An 18,293-nucleotide genomic window follows, 5' to 3' on the forward strand; every position below is an offset into this window, starting at 1 on the left:
CCGTCGTCGTGCCGGCGACGGACGGCTGAGCCGTCGTGGCCGAGGCCGCCGGAGCGCCCTCGTCCCTGGGGCCCGACTGGGTGCTCGGGGACGACGGGCTCTACTTCCGCCGGGGCGCGCGCGTCCTGCTCCTGGACGACGCCGACCGGATCCTCCTGGCCCGCGGGCACGACGTCGACCAGCCCGACCGCTCGTGGTGGTTCACCATCGGCGGAGGCGTCGACCCCGGTGAGAGCGACCGCGACGCCGCGCTGCGCGAGGTCCGCGAGGAGACCGGGATCCGGCTCGACCCGGGCGCGCTCGTCGGGCCGGTCTACACGCGCAGCGCGATCTTCGACTTCTACCGCCAGCACTGCCGCCAGGACGAGGTGCTCTACCTCGCGCGCGTCACCGGCGAGACCCGTGCCGACGAGCTGAGCCGCGACGGGTGGACCGACGTCGAGCACGACGTCGTCGACGAGATGCGCTGGTGGTCGATCGACGACCTGCGCGGCGTCGAGATCGAGGTCTTCCCCGAGGGCCTGCCGGACCTCGTCGCCCCCCTGCTGGGCGGGTGGGACGGCGTGACGCACCACCTGGGGATCGCGCGCGAGGACTGAGCCCTTCGCGGAGGGCCCCTCCGCGGAGGGAGACGCGACCGCTACGGCCGGCGCGCGACGACGCGCCACACGACGCCGCCGACGAGCAGCCCCAGGCCCACGAGCACCCCGCCGATCGCGACGAACCACAGCAGGATCGTGCCGCCGACGGTCGCGAAGAACTCGCCGAACCTCCATCCCTCCGTGACGACGAACGTCGTCCCGGGCGAGGCGTCTCCCTGCGCGACGGACACCGTGCAGGTCTGGGCCGACGGCGAGGTCACCTCGGCCACGGTCGTCGCCTCGTGCGACCCGAAGCCGGAGCTCCCCGAGACGGAGGGCCCGCGCACGTCGAGATCGCCCTCCGGGCACGAGACGGTGACGTCGTCGGTGTCGAAGCCCTCGGCGCCGATCGGCACGACCGCCCACACGCTGTACGGCTGACCGCCCGACAACGCGATCTCCGCCTCGCCCGGGACGGCACCGGAGGCGAGGGCGGCCGAGCCCGGGGCACCGGTGCCGTCGACCACGCCCGTGGGCAGCGCCCGCACGAAGGTCGTGACGCCGAGGACGCCCGCGACGAGAGCGACCACGAGCAGGACCGCGCCGACCACGATCAGGACCGTCGCGCCGCGCGTGCTCCGCGGCGGACGAGGCGGGAGGCCGGGGTACGGGGTCGAGGGGCCGGGGTACCCGGACGGCGGCCGGCCAGGGTAGGGCGGTGTGGGTCCGGGGCCGGGCGGAGTGGTCACGACAGCGAGGCTAGCAACGGCCCGGGACGGGGTGCGGCGCGGACGGACGTATCATTCCCGTTCGTGACGATCACGATCGGAGTCCTGGCCCTGCAGGGCGACGTGCGCGAGCACCGCGTCGCGCTCGAGGCCGCCGGCGCCCGCACGGTCGGCGTACGGCGTCCTGAGGAGCTCGCCGCGGTCGACGGGCTGGTGCTCCCCGGGGGCGAGTCGACGACCATCGACAAGCTCCTGCGCATCTTCGAGCTCGACGAGCCGCTGCGCGCCCGCATCGCCGAGGGCCTTCCGGTCTACGGCTCGTGCGCGGGCATGATCCTGCTGGCCGACCGCATCCTCGGCGGTACCGCGGACCAGCGGACCCTCGGCGGGCTCGACGTGACGGTCCGGCGCAACGCGTTCGGCCGCCAGGTCGACTCGTTCGAGACGGACCTCGCCTTCGCCGGCCTGGGCCCGCGGGAGAGCCGTGCGGAGGGCGACGGCGGCGCCGGCACGGTGCACGCGGTGTTCATCCGCGCGCCCTGGGTCGAGGAGGTCGGCCCCGGCGTCGAGGTGCTCGCCCGCATCCCCGAGCAGGAGGCGCCCGGCATCCCCGGCGCCGCCGCCGGTAGGATCGTCGCAGTCCAGCAGGGATCGCTGCTCGCCACCTCGTTCCACCCGGAGATCTCCGGGGACGCGCGCGTGCACGAGCTGTTCGTCAGAATCGCGAAGGGGTAGGAACGCATGTCAGGGCATTCCAAGTGGGCCACGACCAAGCACAAGAAGGCGGCCATCGACGCCAAGCGCGGCAAGCTCTTCGCGAAGCTCATCAAGAACATCGAGGTCGCGGCGCGCACGGGCGGCGGTGACCCCGCGGGCAACCCGACGCTGTTCGACGCCATCCAGAAGGCGAAGAAGTCGTCGGTCCCCAACGACAACATCGACCGCGCCGTCAAGCGCGGGTCCGGCACGGGCGCCGACGCCGTCGACTACCAGACGATCATGTACGAGGGCTACGGCGCCAACGGCATCGCCGTCCTCGTCGAGTGCCTCACCGACAACAAGAACCGTGCGGCTTCCGAGGTGCGCCTCGCGTTCAGCCGCAACGGCGGGAACCTCGCCGACCCCGGTTCGGTGTCCTACCTCTTCTCGCGCAAGGGCCTCGTCGTCGTGCCGAAGGCGGAGGGCGTGACCGAGGACGACGTCATGCTCGCCGCGCTCGAGGCGGGCGCCGAGGAGGTCACGGACCAGGGCGAGGTCATCGAGGTGCTGTGCGAGGCGAGCGACCTCGTCGCCGTGCGCACCGCGATCCAGGAGGCGGGCCTCGAGTACGACTCCGCCGACTCGATCTGGCACCCGTCGATGGAGGTCGAGGTCGACGCCGACGGGGCGCGCAAGATCCTGCGCCTCATCGACGCGCTCGAGGACAGCGACGACGTGCAGAACGTCTACGCGAACTTCGACGCGTCGGACGAGGTCATGGCGGAGCTCGAGAACGACGACTGAACGCCGGCGTCACCCGAGGTGGCCGGTGTGGTCGCCCTGGGTGCGGGGTGGGTGGGATGCGCGCGGTCTACCATCCGCCGCTCGTTCCTCGCGGCTCCCGCCAGGCCCGCCACGACCGCGCGCATCCCACCCACCCCGCCGGCGTCGGCTCACCTCTGCGCGTGCCCGCGGGGCGTCGCGGCTTCGTCGGCGGGTCGTGGGAGGGTAGCGGCGTGCGCGTTCTCGGAGTGGATCCTGGGCTGACCCGGTGCGGTGTCGGGGTGGTGGACTCCGCGCGGGGGCGGCGGGCCGAGCTCGTGGCCGTGGGCGTGATCCGGACGGATCCCGACCTCAGCGTGGACCTGCGGCTCCTGCGGATCTCCGAGCGTCTGGACGCGTGGTTCGACGAGCACGTGCCGGACGTCGTCGCGGTGGAGCGCGTCTTCGCCCAGCACAACGTCGGGACCGTGATGGGCACGGCCCAGGCCGCGGGTCTTGCGATGGTCGGCGCGGCGAGGCGGGGTGTCCCCGTCGCGCTGCACACGCCGTCCGAGGTCAAGGCCGCGGTCACCGGGAGCGGGCGCGCGGGCAAGGAGCAGGTCCAGCGCATGGTCGCGAGCATCCTGGGGCTCGCGGAGCCGCCGAAGCCCGCGGACGCCGCCGACGCGCTCGCCCTCGCCATCTGCCACCTGTGGCGGCCGTCGGGTGCGCTCCAGGGTGGCGAGCGGCACGAGCTGACCCCGGCGCAGCGCGCCTGGGCCGCGGCGGAGCACGCGGCGAAGGGCCGGCGGGCACCGCGCTGACGGCTCCCGTGTCGGTCGGCCGGGGCGTGGGCGCACCTTGCTAGAGTGACCGCGGTCGTACGGGTGTTCGACGCACTCCTCGGCGCGGCCGAGGTCGTCGGGCCGGCGGACCATCGGACCAGGTCGGCGCTGCCGACCGGGAGAGGAGCCTGGGTGATCGCGTCGCTGAGCGGAGTCGTGGCGAGCGTCCAGCTCGACCGCACCGTGCTCGAGGTCGGGGGAGTGGGCTACCTCGTGCACGCCACGCCGGCCACGCTCGCCGGCCTGCGCGTCGGCGAGGACGCCCGGCTCGCGACGAGCCTCGTGGTCCGCGAGGACTCCTTCACCCTGTACGGGTTCGCCGACGACGACGAGCGCAGCGTCTTCGAGACCGTCCAGACGGTCAGCGGCGTCGGGCCGCGGCTCGCGCTCGCGATGCTCGCCGTGCACACGCCCGACGCCCTGCGCCGTGCCGTGTCCGGCGCCGACATCGCGGCCCTCGTCCGCGTCCCCGGCATCGGGAACAAGGGCGCGCAGCGGATCGCGCTCGAGCTGGGCGACAAGCTCGGGCCGCCCACGGGTGCCGACGCCCCCGGGGCCGGCGCGACCGCCGTCGGGACCGGGCCGCGTCAGGTCGACGACCGACGCGACCAGGTGGTCGAGGCGCTCGTGGGGCTCGGCTGGAACCTCAAGGCCGCGGACGACGCCGTCTCCACGGTGCTCGCGGAGGCCGGCGTCGACGTCGTCGAGGCGCCCGACGTGGCCGGCGCGCTGCGCGCCGCGCTGCGCGTCCTCGGCGGGCCGAGGGGCTGACCATGGCGAACTTCGACCAGGTGGGCGTGGACGGGTTCGGCGGGGACGGGACGTTCTCGTCCGAGCGGATCGTCGCTGCGGGTGCCGACGACCTCGAGCGCGCCGCCGAGGCTGCGCTGCGCCCGCGCCGGCTCGAGGAGTTCGTCGGTCAGGCGGTCGTGCGCGACCAGCTCTCGCTCGTGCTCCAGGCCGCGCTCGCCCGCGGCAGCTCGCCGGACCACGTGCTCCTGTCCGGTCCGCCCGGGCTCGGCAAGACGACGCTCGCCATGATCATCGCTGCCGAGCTCGGGACGTCGCTGCGCGTGACGTCCGGCCCGGCGATCCAGCACGCGGGCGACCTGGCGGCCGTGCTCTCCTCGCTCGAGGAGGGCGAGGTCCTCTTCATCGACGAGATCCACCGCCTCGCGCGGCCGGCGGAGGAGCTCCTCTACATGGCGATGGAGGACTTCCGGGTCGACGTCGTCGTGGGCAAGGGCGCGGGCGCGAGCGCGATCCCGCTCTCGTTGCCCCCGTTCACGGCGGTCGGCGCGACGACGCGCGCGGGACTGCTGCCCGCGCCCCTGCGCGACCGGTTCGGCTTCACCGGGCACCTCGACTTCTACTCGAGCGACGAGCTCGAGCGCGTGCTCTCCCGGTCCGCCGGGCTGCTCGGCGTGGCGCTCGACCCCGACGCCGCGCGCGAGATCGCCGGCCGCTCGCGCGGCACGCCGCGCATCGCCAACCGTCTCCTGCGGCGCGTGCGCGACTGGGCGCAGGTCCGCGGCGACGGGAGCATGGACCTCGCGGCCGCGCGGGCGGCGCTCGAGGTCTACGAGGTCGACCCCATCGGCCTCGACCGCCTCGACCGGGCGGTCCTCACCGCGCTGTGCACGCGCTTCAACGGCGGGCCGGTGGGGCTGACGACGCTCGCCGTGACGGTCGGCGAGGAGGCGGAGACGGTCGAGACGGTCGCCGAGCCGTACCTCGTGCGCGAGGGACTGATCGGGCGGACGCCCCGGGGACGCGTCGCGACGCCGGCCGCGTGGGCGCACCTCGGTCTCACCCCGCCGCGCGAGGGCGGCACCCTGTTCGACGCCTGACGGCCGATCCGTCGCGGGCCCCGCGACGGGCCCCGTGACGGCGGTCACAGGCGCTCCGAACGTGGTCCTAGAATGGTCGGGACCCGAGCGGGCGGAACTCCGCGGCGAGACGGCTCGTTGGTGAACCGTGCGCGCACGCCTAGACTGCGCGCAGATCCCGCACAGAACAGGACACGAGACTCCGTCATGGATATCAGCTTCATCCTCATCCTCGCCCTCGCGGCGGGTGCGATGTTCCTCATGACCAGCCGCACCCGCAAGCAGCAGCGCGAGGCCCAGAACTTCCGGGCGACCCTCGCCCCCGGGCAGGAGGTGATGACGGGTTCGGGCATGTTCGGCACGATCGTCGACGTCGACGACGAGGCCGACGTCATCACGATCGAGTCCACGCCGGGCAACCAGTCGCGGTGGCTGCGAGCGGCCATCGCGAAGCTCGTCGACCCGCCGGTGGAGGCAGAGGAGCCCGAGGCGGACGAGACGTCGGAGCCTGCGGCCGTCTACGGCAGCGCGAGCACCGACCCCAGCACGTCGAAGGGGGACGTCGACGACCTCGTCGTCCCCGACGACCTGTCCGGTCTGACCGACGACGGGTCGGAGAAGGACCGCGGGCGCCGGGACGACGGCACCGACACCAAGTGACCTTATGCCGGTCGCTGCCGCGACCGGTCTGACGCGGTGGGCCGCGAGGCCCACCGCACACGCACGAGAAGAGACGGACAGTTGGCCACCAGCAGCACACGAGCGAGGCCCGTACGGACCCTCGTCACCCTGGGAATCCTCATCGTCGTCCTCTTCGGGTCCCTCTTCGCGGGCACGAAGCTCGACCCGAAGACCGAGGACAACCCGGGCGGGGCGAGCCTGACCCCGGGCCTCGCGCTCGATCTCGAGGGTGGCACGCAGATCATCCTGCAGCCCGTCACCACCGACGGCTCGCAGCCGACGGCCGAGGACATCAACCAGGCGATCAACGTCATCCGCCAGCGCATCGACGCGCAAGGCGTGTCCGAGGCCGAGATCACGAGCCAGGGTCAGAACAACATCGTCGTCGGGATCCCCGGGCAGCCGTCCCAGGAGACGATCGACCTCGTCAGCACGTCCGCGCAGATGCGCTTCCGGCCCGTGCTCGCGGTGGGGATGCCGACCGCGACCCCGGCCGACGAGGCGACCGACGAGGCCGCGGGCGACGACGCCGCGGCCGAGGACGCACCGGACGCGACGGAGTCGGCGGACGCTGCCGAGTCCGACGCGACCTCCGAGGAGACGGGCGACCCGGCCGCCGACGAGGCGACGGAAGCGCCCGCGGACGACGCCACCACCGACCCGGCCGAGGAGGCGACCCGACCGGAGAACCCGAGCGACCTCGCCCAGATCACGCCCGAGCTGCAGGAGCAGTTCGACGCGCTCGACTGCACGCTCCCCGAGAACCTCGTCGGCGGCGACAGCGGTCCGACGGACTCCGCGTTCGTCGCGTGCGCCGACGACGGCTCGGCCAAGTACATCCTCGGCCCCGTCGAGATCGAGGGCACGGACATCTCGAACGCCAACTCCGGCCTGCGGGTCGGCCAGAACGGCGTCGTCACGAACGAGTGGGTCGTCAACATCGAGTTCGACGGCGAGGGAACCCAGGCGTTCCGCGACGTCACGACCCGTCTCACGTCGCTCCCGGCCCCCCAGAACCAGTTCGCGATGGTGCTCGACGGCCTGGTCATCTCGGCGCCGGTGTCGCAGGTCGCGATCCCGGACGGCAAGGCCGAGATCTCCGGCAGCTTCACGCGCGACAGCGCCGCGACGCTGGCCAACCAGCTCAACTTCGGCTCGCTGCCCCTCACGTTCGAGGTGCAGAGCCAGGAGCAGATCTCCGCGACGCTCGGCTCCGAGCAGCTCGAGAAGGGCCTCCTCGCCGGCGCGATCGGCATGCTCCTCGTCGTCATCTACTCGCTCTTCCAGTACCGGACGCTGGGGCTCGTGACCGTCGCGTCGCTCGGCATCGCCGCCGTCATCACGTTCGGCGTCATCTCGGTCCTGTCCTGGACGATCGGGTACCGGCTGTCCCTCGCCGGCGTCGCGGGACTCATCGTGGCGATCGGTATCACCGCGGACTCGTTCATCGTGTACTTCGAACGCATCCGCGACGAGCTGCGCGACGGACGGACGCTGAACTCGGCGGTCGAGAAGGGCTGGCAGCGCGCGCGTCGCACGATCCTCGCGTCGGACGCCGTGAACTTCGTCGCCGCGATCGTCCTGTACTACCTGGCGGTCGGTGGCGTGCGTGGCTTCGCCTTCACGCTCGGTCTGACGACGCTCGTCGACCTCGTCGTGGTGTTCCTCTTCACGCACCCGCTGATGCAGCTGCTCGCCCGGACCAAGTTCTTCGCCAACGGGCACCCGGCCTCGGGGCTCGACCCCCGGCGCCTGGGCGTGCGGACCGCGCGCTATGCGGGTCGCGGTCGCGTCGTCGGTGCGACGTCGACGGAGGCCGCGCCGGTGGCGGGCGTGGAGCCCGAGGACGCGCCGGTGACCGACGCCCCCGAGCCCACGCGTGCGGCGCCGGTACGGGAGACCGTCGGCGCCGGCGTGGGCCGCGCGGACGGGCCGCGCATGACCATCGCCGAACGCCGGGCGGCCGAGCGACGCGCCGCCGCGGCGTCCGGCGACGACGGGTCCCCTTCCGCTGACGCGGCGGGCGACGAGAACGAGGAGAAGCACTGATGGCCAGCGGTTTCGCCCAGTGGGGCAACGACCTGTACACGGGCCGCCGGTCCTACGCCATCGTCGCGAAGCGACGCGGCTACTTCCTGGTGGCGATCGTCCTGGTCGTCCTCTCGCTCGGGGTCATCGGCATCCGCATGGCGGGTGGCGGCCTCAACCTCGGGATCGAGTTCCGCGGCGGGTCCGAGTTCACGGTCTCCGGCGTGTCCGACACGTCGCAGCAGCCGGCGCTCGACGCCGTCGCGGCGGTGGCGCCCGAGGAGGTCCCGCGCGTCACCTCGGTGGGCTCCAGCACGGTCAGGATCCAGACCGCCGAGCTCAGCAACGAGCAGGTGGAGCAGGTCGCCACGGGGCTCGCCGACGCCTACGGCGTGGCGACGGGCGAGGTGACGAGCTCCTACATCGGCCCGACGTGGGGCAAGGACGTCTCCCAGAAGGCGGTCGTCGGCCTCGTCGTCTTCCTGCTGCTCGTGAGCCTGGTCATGACGATCTACTTCCGGAACTGGCGCATGGCGCTCGCCGCGGTCATCGCGCTGTTCCACGACCTGGTCGTCACGGTCGGCATCTACGCGCTCATCGGCTGGGAGATCACCCCGGCGACCGTGATCGGGCTCCTGACGATCCTCGCGTACTCGATCTACGACACGGTCGTGGTGTTCGACAAGGTGCGGGAGAACACCGCGGGCGTCCTCGACCAGACGCGGAGCACCTACGCCGAGCGGGCGAACCTCGCGATCAACCAGACGCTCGTGCGCTCGATCAACACCTCGATCGTCGCGCTGCTCCCGGTCGCGGGCATCCTCTTCATCGGTGCGTTCCTCCTCGGTGCCGGCACGCTGCGCGACATCGCGCTCGCGCTGTTCGTCGGCATGGCCGTCGGCGCGTACTCGTCGGTCTACCTCGCCACCCCCCTCGAGGTCGCCCTGCGCGAGCGCGAGAAGCCGATCCGGGACCACACGGCGAAGGTGCTCGCGCTGCGTGCCGAGCGCGTCGAGGCGGCGGGCGACGACGAGGACGCCGCGCTCGCGGCAGCCGGCGTCGGGGCGGGTCGCCAGCTCCAGCCGGGCGAGCACCTGGGCAACAAGGCGCAGCCGCGCCGCCGTCGGCCGCGATGACCGGCGCGAGCCACACGCCGACCGGCGAGGTGGACGGCCTGCGGGCCGTCGGCCTCGCCGGTCTCGGCGCGCAGCGGGCGTCCCGCGTGCTCGAGCTCGTCCGTGCCGTGCCCGACTACCCCGGGCCCGGCATCACGTTCCGCGACATCACCGGGCTCCTCGCCGACGGCGAGGCCTTCGGTCACGTCGTCGAGGCGCTCGGGGACGTGGCGCGCGCGGCGGGCGGCATCGACCTCGTCGCGGGCATGGAGGCGCGGGGCTTCCTGATCGGCGCGCCGCTCGCGACGCACCTGGGCGTCGGCTTCGTGCCGCTGCGCAAGGCGGGCAAGCTGCCGCCGCCCACGGACGCCGTGACGTACGACCTCGAGTACGGCACCGCGACGATCGAGCTGCGCTCGGGAACACTGCCGACCGGTGCGCGTGTTCTCGTGGTGGACGACGTGCTCGCGACCGGGGGCACGGCGGCCGCGGGCGCCGAGCTCGTCGAGCGCGGGGGAGGCGTCGTCGTCGGCCTCGCGTTCCTCATGGAGCTCGAGGGCCTGGGTGGTCGCGAGCGGCTCGCGGGCCGCGACGTGACCACGCTCGTCCACGTCGAGTCGTAGGATTGCCACTCCGGTCGTCTCGGCTGGTCGTCGACACGGTGTCGGCGATCGCCGGCCTGCGAAGGGAGGCGCGCATGAGCGAGAACACCCGGACGTCGCGCGCCCCGGAGAAGGCGGGCGCGCAGCCGACCCCGGGGCAGGGCGGTTCCGGCGGACGCGGGGTGCGGTCGCGCCTCGTGCGCTTCGGCGCCCGGCCGAACGCCGGCAGCCCGGCGCTCGAGCCCGTGCTCCAGGCCGTCCGCACCAACCATCCCCGGACCGACCTGACGGTCATCGAGCGCGCCTACGAGACCGCGGAGCGCGCGCACCGGGGGCAGCTGCGCAAGAGCGGCGACCCGTACATCACGCACCCCGTCGCCGTCGCGACGATCCTCGCCGAGCTCGGCTTCGACGGGTCGACGCTCGCCGCCGCGCTGCTGCACGACACGGTGGAGGACACCGACTACTCCCTCGCGCAGCTCACCGAGGAGTACGGCGAGGAGATCGCCATGCTCGTCGACGGCGTGACCAAGCTCGACAAGGTGACGTACGGGGACGCGGCGCAGGCCGAGACGGTGCGCAAGATGGTCGTCGCCATGGCGCGCGACATCCGCGTGCTGGTCATCAAGCTCGCCGACCGGCTGCACAACGCGCGCACCTGGAAGTACGTCTCGTCGTCGTCGGCGGGCCGCAAGGCGCGCGAGACGCTCGAGATCTACGCGCCCCTCGCGCACCGCCTCGGCATGAACACGATCAAGTGGGAGCTCGAGGACCTCTCGTTCCAGGCCCTGTACCCCAAGGTCTACGACGAGATCGTGCACCTCGTGGCCGAGCGGGCTCCCGCACGCGAGGAGTACCTCGCGGTCGTGCGCGAGCAGGTCACGGCGGACCTGCGCAGCGCGAAGATCAAGGCGACGGTGACCGGTCGGCCCAAGCACTACTACTCGATCTACCAGAAGATGATCGTGCGCGGGCACGACTTCGCGGAGATCTACGACCTCGTCGGTGCGCGCGTCCTCGTGGACAGCGTCCGGGACTGCTACGCGGCGCTCGGCGCGCTGCACGCGCGGTGGAACCCCGTGCCCGGGCGGTTCAAGGACTACATCGCGATGCCGAAGTTCAACATGTACCAGTCGCTGCACACGACGGTCATCGGGCCCGGCGGCAAGCCCGTCGAGATCCAGATCCGCACGCACGAGATGCACCGGCGCGCGGAGTACGGCGTCGCGGCGCACTGGAAGTACAAGGAGACCGCCAAGTCGGGCGGGAAGACCGCGAAGGACGACACCGCGGCGAACGACATGCGGTGGCTGCGCCAGCTCGTCGACTGGCAGCGCGAGACGGCGGACCCCGCGGAGTTCCTCGACTCGCTGCGGTTCGAGATCGGCGGCGCCGAGGTCTACGTCTTCACGCCCAAGGGCGACGTCATGGCGCTGCCCGCGGGGTCCACCCCGGTCGACTTCGCCTACGCGGTGCACACCGAGGTCGGGCACCGGACCATGGGCGCGCGCGTCAACGGGCGCCTCGTGCCGCTCGACTCGACGCTCGAGAACGGCGACTCGGTCGACGTCCTCACCTCGAAGTCCGAGAACGCGGGACCGAGCCGGGACTGGCTCGCGTTCGTCAAGAGCCCCCGCGCGCGCAACAAGATCCGGCAGTGGTTCTCCAAGGAGCGCCGCGAGGAGGCCGTCGAGCACGGCAAGGACGCGATCGCCAAGGCGATGCGCAAGCAGAACCTGCCGATCCAGCGCCTGCTGTCGCACGAGTCGCTCGTCGCGCTCGCCAACGAGCTCCGCTTCGCCGACGTCACGGCGCTGTACGCCGCGATCGGCGAGGGGCAGGTGTCGGCGGCGAACGTCGTCTCCAAGCTCGTCCAGGCGATGGGCGGCGAGGAGGGAACGGTCGAGGACGTCGCGGAGACCGCGCGCCCCGGGCACACCGCGCGCCGCGTGCGCACGGGCGACCCCGGCGTCATGGTCAAGGGCGTCGACGACATCTGGGTCAAGCTGGCCAAGTGCTGCACCCCCGTCCCCGGCGACGAGATCATCGGCTTCATCACGCGCGGCCAGGGCGTGAGCGTCCACCGCGCGGACTGCGCGAACGTCGTCGGGCTGCGCAACCAGCCCGAGCGCATCGTCGACGTCTCGTGGACCACGGGCAGCAACGCGATGTTCCTCGTCCAGATCCAGGTCGAGGCGCTCGACCGGGCGCGCCTGCTCTCCGACGTCACGCGCGTCCTGTCGGACAACCACGTGAACATCCTCTCGGCCACCGTGTCGACGTCGAACGACCGCGTCGCGATGTCCCGCTTCGTCTTCGAGATGGCGGAGCCGGCGCACCTCGCGCAGGTGCTCAGCGCGGTCCGCAAGGTCGACGGCGTGTTCGACGTCTACCGCATCACGGGGACGAAGGCCGCCGAGGCGACGCAGCTCCCGGCCTGACCGGCTGCGCTCGCGGCACGCGGGCGACGACGGTCGGTGCCCCGGACGTGTCGTCGTGCCGCACGCCGCGGCCGGTGGCAGCATCGGCACATGGACCTGCCCGTCATGCCTCCCGTGCTGCCCATGCTCGCGAAGTCCGTGCCCGACGTGCCCGAGCCCGACGCCGTGGACGGCGGGTACGTCTACGAGCCCAAGTGGGACGGGTTCCGCGCAATCGTGTACCGCGACGGCGACGAGGTGCGGCTCGACAGCCGCAACGCACGCCCGATGGAGCGCTACTTCCCGGAGCTCGTCGAGGCGGTGCGCGAGGCCTTGCCGCCCCGTTGCGTGGTCGACGGCGAGATCGTCGTCGCCCGGGACGGGCGCCTCGAGTTCGAGGTGCTCCAGCAGCGGATCCACCCCGCCGACTCGCGGGTGCGTCTGCTCGCCGAGCAGACGCCTGCCGCGCTGGTCGTGTTCGACGTGCTCGCGCTCGGTGACGACGACCTCACGGGCGAGCCGCTCGCGCGACGCCACGAGGTGCTGGACTCGCTCGGGCTCGACGGCCCCGCGGTGCACGCCACCCCCCGCACCCGCGACGTCGCGGTCGCGCGCGAGTGGTTCGACACCTTCGAAGGTGCGGGGCTGGACGGCGTCGTCGCGAAGCCGCTCGACGGGACCTACCAGCCGAACAAGCGCGCGATGCTCAAGATCAAGCACGGGCGCGAGGCGGACGTCGTGCTCGCCGGGTACCGCCTGCACAAGACGTCGACGCCCGCGAAGCCGCTGCTCGGGTCGCTCCTGCTCGGGCTGTACGACGACGGCGGCCAGCTCCAGTTCGTGGGAGTCGCCGCGTCGTTCCCGGCGGCGCGCCGGGCGGCGCTCGTCGCCGAGCTGGCGCCGCTCGTCGTCGAGCCGGGCACGCCGGAGGCCGACGCGCACCCCTGGTCCGGCTGGGAGAACCCCGCCGGTGAGCGGATGCCGGGAGCGGTGTCGCGGTGGAGCTCGGGCAAGGACCTGTCGTTCACGCCGCTGCGCGTCGAGCGCGTGCTCGAGGTGGCGTACGACCACATGGAGGGCACGCGGTTCCGGCACACGGCGCAGTTCCGGCACTGGCGCGACGACCGCGACCCGTCGTCGTGCACCTACGACCAGCTCGAGGAGCCTGTGCGCTACGACCTCACCGACATCCTGCCGGGCGCTCCCGGCGTCGTCTGACGCGCGGGTCGTGCTGCGGCCGGGCGCCGACCGGGCGCGCAGCTAAGCGCGGGGCCGGTCGCGGTCCTTGCTCGGCTGCACACGCTTGGGCTCGCCCGGCATCTTCGGGTACTCCGGGGGATAGGGCAGGTCGCCCAGCCCGTGCTCGGCCTCGTCGCGCCGGGACAGCTCCAGGGCGGGCTCGAGCGATGCGCCCGGGTCGTCACGGTCGGCGCGCAGCGGCGCGAAGAGGTCGCCGACCTCGGCGAAGCGCGCAGGCATCGACAGCACGTCGAAGTCGTCCGGGTGGACGTCACCGAGCTCCTCCCAGCGCAGGGGAGCGGACACCGTCGCGCGCTGGTTGGAGCGGATCGAGTACGCCGAGGCGATGGTGCGGTCGCGCGCCATCTGGTTGTAGTCGACGAAGATCTTGGCGCCGCGCTCCTCCTTCCACCACTTGGTGGTGACCTGCTCGGGGAGGCGGCGCTCGAGCTCGCGCCCGATCGCGATCGTCGCGCGGCGAGCCGCGACGAAGTCCCACTCGGGCGTGATCGGCACGAAGACGTGGATGCCGCGCCCGCCCGACGTCTTCGGGTACCCGGGCAGTCCCAGCTCGTCGAGCACCTCGCGCAGGTGCGGCGCGACGCGCACGGCGTCGTCGAAGTCGGTCCCGGGCTGGGGGTCGAGGTCGATGCGGAGCTGGTCCACGGCCTCGACGTCCTCGCCCCGGACGGGCCACGGGTGGAACGTCAGGGTCCCCAGGTTCGCGGCCCACGCGACGACGGCGAGCTCGGTCGGGCACACCTCGTCGGCGGTCCGCCCGCTCGGGAAGGCGATGCGTGCGGTGCGCACGTAGTCGGGCGCGCCCCTGGGGATGCGCTTCTGGTAGAACGCGTCGCCGGTGTTGTCGGTGCGGGTGCTCATCCGCGCCCCCTCGAACACGCCCTTGGGCCAGCGTTCGAGCGTGGTCGGGCGGTCGACCAGGGCGCCGAGGATCCCGTCCCCGACGCTGAGGAAGTACTGCACGACGTCGAGCTTGGTCACCCCTCGCGCGGGGAAGACGACGCGGTCCGGGCTCGTGACGCGCACGGTCCGGCCCCGGACGTCGAGCTCCACGGGAGGTGTCGTGGCTGCGGCCATGCCGACCAACCTAGACCGGGTCGTCCTCCCCGGCGAGCAGGAGCGCGAGGGTGCGCCGCGCTCGCGGCCGCCCGGACCACCGGTGGCGCAGCTCGAGCGACCGGGCCGCGAGCCGGGGCTCGAGCCCGCACACGTCGCGCAGCCGGCGGAGGATCCTCAACGCCTCGTCGGGCTCGCACCGCGTCGCGACGTCGAGGGCGGTCCGCACGACCGACGTCACCAGCACCCCCGCGACCAGGGTCCGGTCGTCGCGCAGCACGTGCGACTGGCGCGGCGCCCGGCCCGCGAGCGGTGCGGGACGGTGCCGACCGGGCGGGTACACGACGTCGAGCGCGCGCGGCGCGGGCGAGCCGCACAGCACCCAGGCCGCGGCGCTCCCGGCGAGGACGGTCCCCTGCGGGACCAGGTCGCGGACCGCGAGCGCACGGAGGGTCGGCGTGTCCGGAACGAGCGCCGGTGCGGCGACGTCGCCCCAGAGGCGACGGAGCGCCCCCGACCGCACGAGGTCCTGGAAGGCGGCGTGCCCACCGACGTGCGCCGGCACGACGAGCAGTCCCACGTCCGTGTCGCGAGGTGCGAGCAGCCGCGTCAGGGTCGCGGCGGGTGCGGGTGCGGGTGCGGGTGCGGCGGTGCGGGGGGCGGGCAGCATGCGCACACCGTGCACCATCGGCCCGGGGACGCGGAAGGGGCCGGCGCTCGCCTGTGGACGAGCGCCGGCCCCACCGGGCGCGAGCAGATGGTGCCGGACGGCAGCGTCAGCCGCGCGAGTCCTCCGCCGCACGCACGACCTGCTCGAGCCAGGCACGACGCGCCGTCAGCGCGGTCTCGAGGTCCTTGACCGCGCGCGCGTCGCCGCGGCCCTGCGCGGCCGCGAGGTCCGCCTCGAGCCCCTCGATCGCGGACTCGAGCTGCGCCGCGGCACCCTCGGCGCGCGCACGCGTCTCGGGGTTGGTCCGCGTCCACTGCGCCTGCTCGGCGTCGCGGACGGCGTTCTCGACGGCGCGCAGGCGGCCCTCGACGCGCTGCAGGTCGCCGCGGGGCACGCGGCCGGCCTCCTCCCAGCGCTCCTGGAGGTCGCGCAGCGCGGCCTTCGCCGCACCGAGGTCCTTGACCGGGACGAGCTTCTCCGCCTCGGCCAGCAGCGCCTCCTTGACCTCCAGGTTCGCGGCGTACTCGGCGTCGGTCGCCGAGTTCACCGCGTCACGGGCCTGGAAGAACGTGTCCTGCGCGGCGCGGAACCGGGCCCACAGCGCGTCGTCGTCCTTGCGGCTCGCACGACCGGCGGCCTTCCACCGCGCCATGAGGTCGCGGTACGCACCCGCCGTCGGTCCCCAGTCGGTGCTGGACGACAGCGCCTCGGCCTCGGCGACGAGCTTCTCCTTGGCCGTCTTGGCGGAGGCGTTGCGCTGCTCGAGCTCGGCGAAGTAGTGCCGACGCTCGCGGTCGAACGCGGTCCGGGCGTGGCTGAACCGCTTCCAGAGCGCCTCCTCGCTCGCCCGGTCGATGCGCGGTCCGGAGCGCTGCGCCTCCTTCCAGCGGTCGAGCAGGCCGCGGAGCTCCTCGCCGGCGGGCCGCCACTGCATGCGGCTCGGGTCGGTCGCGGCGATCTTCTCGGCCGCCTCGATGATCTCGGTCCGGGCCTCGAGAGCGGCCGCCTTGGCGGCGGCGCGCTCCGCCTCGAGCTGGCCGCGGCGCTCGGCCGCGGCGCCGCGCAGCGACTCGACCTGCGCGCGCAGGCCGTCGAGGTCGCCGACCGCGGACGGCTCGGCGGTCTCCTCGGTGAGCCGGGCGATCGTCTGGTCGATCTCCTTGACCGACAGGTCGGTGCTCGTCAGGCGCGCCTCGAAGAGCGCGACCTTCGCCTGGAGGTCGAGGTAACGCCGCACGTACAGCGCGAGAGCCTCCTCGGCGTCGACACCGGGGAACTGGCCCACGGAGCGCTCGCCCGCGCTCTCGCGGACGTACACGGTGCCGTCCTCGTCGACGCGACCGAACTCGGCCGCGGCCTTCGCGGCCGCCGAGTCGTCGGCGAGCGCCGGGACTGCGGGCACCTCGGGCACGGACGCCGGAGCGGCCGGGGCGCCTGCCGCCGCCGGAGCGGGCTTGCGCGGCGGGTGAGGCACGGCGGAGGGCTTGGGGCGGGGGCCCGGTCGCGGAGCGGCGGGCTTCGGCGCAGCCGCGGTCTCGGCGACGGCCTCCTCGGCGACGGCCTCCTCGGCGACGGCCTCCTCGGCGGTGGCCTCCTCGGTGGCGGCCTCCTCGGTGGCGGCCTCGGTCTCGGCGACGGCGTCGGCCGTGGGTGCCGGGTCTTCGGTCGCGGACGTCTCGGAGTCCTGCGCCTCGGCGGTGGTCGCCTCGGTCGGCTCCGCCGACGCGTCGTCGGCCACCGGCTCGCTCACGGGCTCGGCGACGTCCGGAACGGTCTCCTCCGGGCTCGTCGCGGCGTCCGTCGCCGTCTCGTCCGTCGCCTGCTCGGCCGGGACGTCGGGCTGCAGCTCGGCGGCGGGCTCGTCCGCAGGCTGCTCGTCCGCGGGCTGCTCGTCAGCGGGGGCCGGGTTCTCGGTCGCGTCGGCGGCGTCGTCGGCCGCATCGGTGACGGCCGGGGCGTCCGTCGGCTCCACGTCTGTCGCGTCGACCCGTCCGGTCTCGCTCGCCTCCGCGGGCTCCGGTGCCGGTGCGCTCGCCTGGTCCTTGGCGGGATCGCTCACTGGGTCTCAACTCCTTCGATGGTGACCGGGGTGGCGGGGGACCCGTCGCCGGATCCGTCCTGCGTCCCCGCGTCAGCGACTGCCTGGACGACGTCCAGGCCGGACGTGATGGTGCCGAACACCGTGTAACCACCCGCCGCGTCGGACGGGATGGTCGAGTCCTCGTAGACGAGGAAGAACTGGGAGCCCATCGACTCGGCGTTCCCGCCCTGGCGCGCCATGGCGACGGTCCCCGCGGGGTAGACGTCGTCGGACGGGGGGTTCTCGATGGGGCCGAACGAGTAGCCCGGGTCGCCGGTTCCCGTGCCGGTCGGGTCGCCGCACTGGAGCACGTAGATGCCCGACGTGGTGAGGCGGTGGCACGAGGTGCCGTCGAAGTACCCGGACTCGGCGAGGGACACGAAGCTCGCGACGGCCTGCGGCGCGGCAGCGCCGTCGAGCGTGAGCGTGAGGTCGCCCGCGCTCGTGGTGAGCGTCGACGTCCAGTCGCGCCCCTCGGCGGCGGACGCGGGAGGCAGCGTGTGCTCGCCGGAGGCCGAGGGCGCCGTCCCGTCGCCGTCCCCGCCCGCGTCGGTGCCCGGCGCCTGGGTGGCGGACAGCGCCCACCACACGGCGACGCCGATCACCACGAGCGCCGCGACGACGCCGACGATCGACCAGGTCCGCTGGCGCTTCGCGCGGAGCTGGGCCACGTGCTGGTCCCACTTCTCCTCACGACGGCGCGCCTGCTCGCGCTCGCGACTCTTCGTCGACACCCCAGCTCCTTCGTCCGGCGCCGTCGTGGCGCGCACGGTCGACCCCGGTGCGGCCGTGGTCGGTAGGGGACAGTCTAGGCACCGAGCGCCCTGGTGGCGGGTGGATTTGCCGTGCGCAGGTCACGGTCCGGTATCGACCGGCCGGGTGCCCCGCAGGTCCCGAGCCCGCGGACGGTGACCCGGCGACGCCCCGCGGGCTACCC

Annotated in this window: 17 protein-coding genes; 12 read left to right on the forward strand and 5 right to left on the reverse strand. The window is 73.5% G+C overall.

Annotated features, from left to right (window positions below; genetic code table 11):
* The first annotated feature begins 35 nt into the window (after positions 1-35).
* Positions 36-599, forward strand: coding sequence for an NUDIX hydrolase (locus ACN9MS_RS09960; RefSeq protein ID WP_426311747.1), 564 nt, complete (start codon positions 36-38; stop codon positions 597-599).
* 41 nt (positions 600-640) lie between these two features.
* Here ACN9MS_RS09960 and ACN9MS_RS09965 read toward each other — a convergent pair whose 3' ends face one another.
* On the reverse strand, positions 641-1,330 hold the full coding sequence (locus tag ACN9MS_RS09965; RefSeq protein ID WP_426311748.1) for a hypothetical protein: 690 nt from the start codon (positions 1,328-1,330) through the stop codon (positions 641-643).
* A 63-nt stretch (positions 1,331-1,393) separates the two neighbouring features.
* On the opposite strand from ACN9MS_RS09965, the gene pdxT reads away from it, so the two are divergent.
* From pdxT to ACN9MS_RS10020, 11 genes are all read left to right on the forward strand, one after another.
* Entirely contained in the window at positions 1,394-2,044 is a 651-nt protein-coding gene (gene pdxT / locus ACN9MS_RS09970; RefSeq protein WP_426311749.1) for a pyridoxal 5'-phosphate synthase glutaminase subunit PdxT, read from the forward strand.
* Positions 2,045-2,050: 6 nt separating this feature from the next.
* Positions 2,051-2,812: a YebC/PmpR family DNA-binding transcriptional regulator gene (locus ACN9MS_RS09975; RefSeq protein ID WP_426311750.1), complete on the forward strand. Its 762-nt coding sequence runs from the start codon at positions 2,051-2,053 to the stop codon at positions 2,810-2,812.
* Positions 2,813-3,024: 212 nt separating this feature from the next.
* Positions 3,025-3,594 (forward strand): crossover junction endodeoxyribonuclease RuvC, encoded by a 570-nt coding sequence (gene ruvC / locus ACN9MS_RS09980; RefSeq protein WP_378232665.1) that lies wholly within the window; start codon positions 3,025-3,027, stop codon positions 3,592-3,594.
* 153 nt (positions 3,595-3,747) lie between these two features.
* Positions 3,748-4,386 carry a Holliday junction branch migration protein RuvA gene (ruvA, locus tag ACN9MS_RS09985; RefSeq protein ID WP_426311751.1) on the forward strand — a complete coding sequence of 213 codons (639 nt, stop codon included), beginning with the start codon at positions 3,748-3,750 and terminating at the stop codon, positions 4,384-4,386.
* Positions 4,387-4,388: 2 nt separating this feature from the next.
* Positions 4,389-5,465, forward strand: coding sequence for a Holliday junction branch migration DNA helicase RuvB (ruvB, locus tag ACN9MS_RS09990; RefSeq protein WP_064316064.1), 1,077 nt, complete (start codon positions 4,389-4,391; stop codon positions 5,463-5,465).
* 186 nt (positions 5,466-5,651) lie between these two features.
* Positions 5,652-6,104, forward strand: a complete 453-nt coding sequence (gene yajC / locus ACN9MS_RS09995) for a preprotein translocase subunit YajC (protein WP_426311753.1) — start codon at positions 5,652-5,654, stop codon at positions 6,102-6,104.
* 81 nt (positions 6,105-6,185) lie between these two features.
* Positions 6,186-8,174 (forward strand): protein translocase subunit SecD, encoded by a 1,989-nt coding sequence (gene secD / locus ACN9MS_RS10000; protein WP_426311755.1) that lies wholly within the window; start codon positions 6,186-6,188, stop codon positions 8,172-8,174.
* The gene (gene secF, locus ACN9MS_RS10005; protein ID WP_426311756.1) at positions 8,174-9,289 is read left to right on the forward strand and encodes a protein translocase subunit SecF; all 1,116 of its coding nucleotides are present in this window, start codon (positions 8,174-8,176) and stop codon (positions 9,287-9,289) included. Before secD ends, secF begins: the two co-directional genes overlap by 1 nt.
* A complete protein-coding gene (locus ACN9MS_RS10010) occupies positions 9,286-9,891 on the forward strand; it encodes an adenine phosphoribosyltransferase (RefSeq protein WP_426311757.1) in 606 nt (201 codons plus the stop codon). The genes secF and ACN9MS_RS10010 overlap by 4 nt, the downstream gene beginning before the upstream one ends.
* 74 nt (positions 9,892-9,965) lie before the next feature.
* Complete coding sequence (locus ACN9MS_RS10015) at positions 9,966-12,311, forward strand: RelA/SpoT family protein (protein WP_141388097.1); 2,346 nt, start codon at positions 9,966-9,968, stop codon at positions 12,309-12,311.
* A 90-nt stretch (positions 12,312-12,401) separates the two neighbouring features.
* Entirely contained in the window at positions 12,402-13,508 is a 1,107-nt protein-coding gene (locus ACN9MS_RS10020) for an ATP-dependent DNA ligase (RefSeq protein ID WP_426311758.1), read from the forward strand.
* Between the two features lie 42 nt (positions 13,509-13,550).
* Here ACN9MS_RS10020 and ligD read toward each other — a convergent pair whose 3' ends face one another.
* The 4 genes from ligD to ACN9MS_RS10040 form a co-directional block, all read right to left on the reverse strand.
* A complete protein-coding gene (gene ligD, locus ACN9MS_RS10025; protein ID WP_426311759.1) occupies positions 13,551-14,627 on the reverse strand; it encodes a non-homologous end-joining DNA ligase in 1,077 nt (358 codons plus the stop codon).
* A gap of 10 nt (positions 14,628-14,637) precedes the next feature.
* Positions 14,638-15,276, reverse strand: a complete 639-nt coding sequence (locus ACN9MS_RS10030) for a hypothetical protein (RefSeq protein WP_426311760.1) — start codon at positions 15,274-15,276, stop codon at positions 14,638-14,640.
* 106 nt (positions 15,277-15,382) lie between these two features.
* Complete coding sequence (locus ACN9MS_RS10035) at positions 15,383-17,335, reverse strand: DUF349 domain-containing protein (RefSeq protein WP_426311762.1); 1,953 nt, start codon at positions 17,333-17,335, stop codon at positions 15,383-15,385.
* The gene (locus ACN9MS_RS10040) at positions 17,332-18,090 is read right to left on the reverse strand and encodes a peptidylprolyl isomerase (RefSeq protein ID WP_426311763.1); all 759 of its coding nucleotides are present in this window, start codon (positions 18,088-18,090) and stop codon (positions 17,332-17,334) included. Before ACN9MS_RS10040 ends, ACN9MS_RS10035 begins: the two co-directional genes overlap by 4 nt.
* Positions 18,091-18,293: the final 203 nt, after the last annotated feature.

The organism is Cellulosimicrobium sp. E-16, assembly GCF_049913115.1.
In the GTDB taxonomy this organism is placed as follows: domain Bacteria; phylum Actinomycetota; class Actinomycetes; order Actinomycetales; family Cellulomonadaceae; genus Cellulosimicrobium.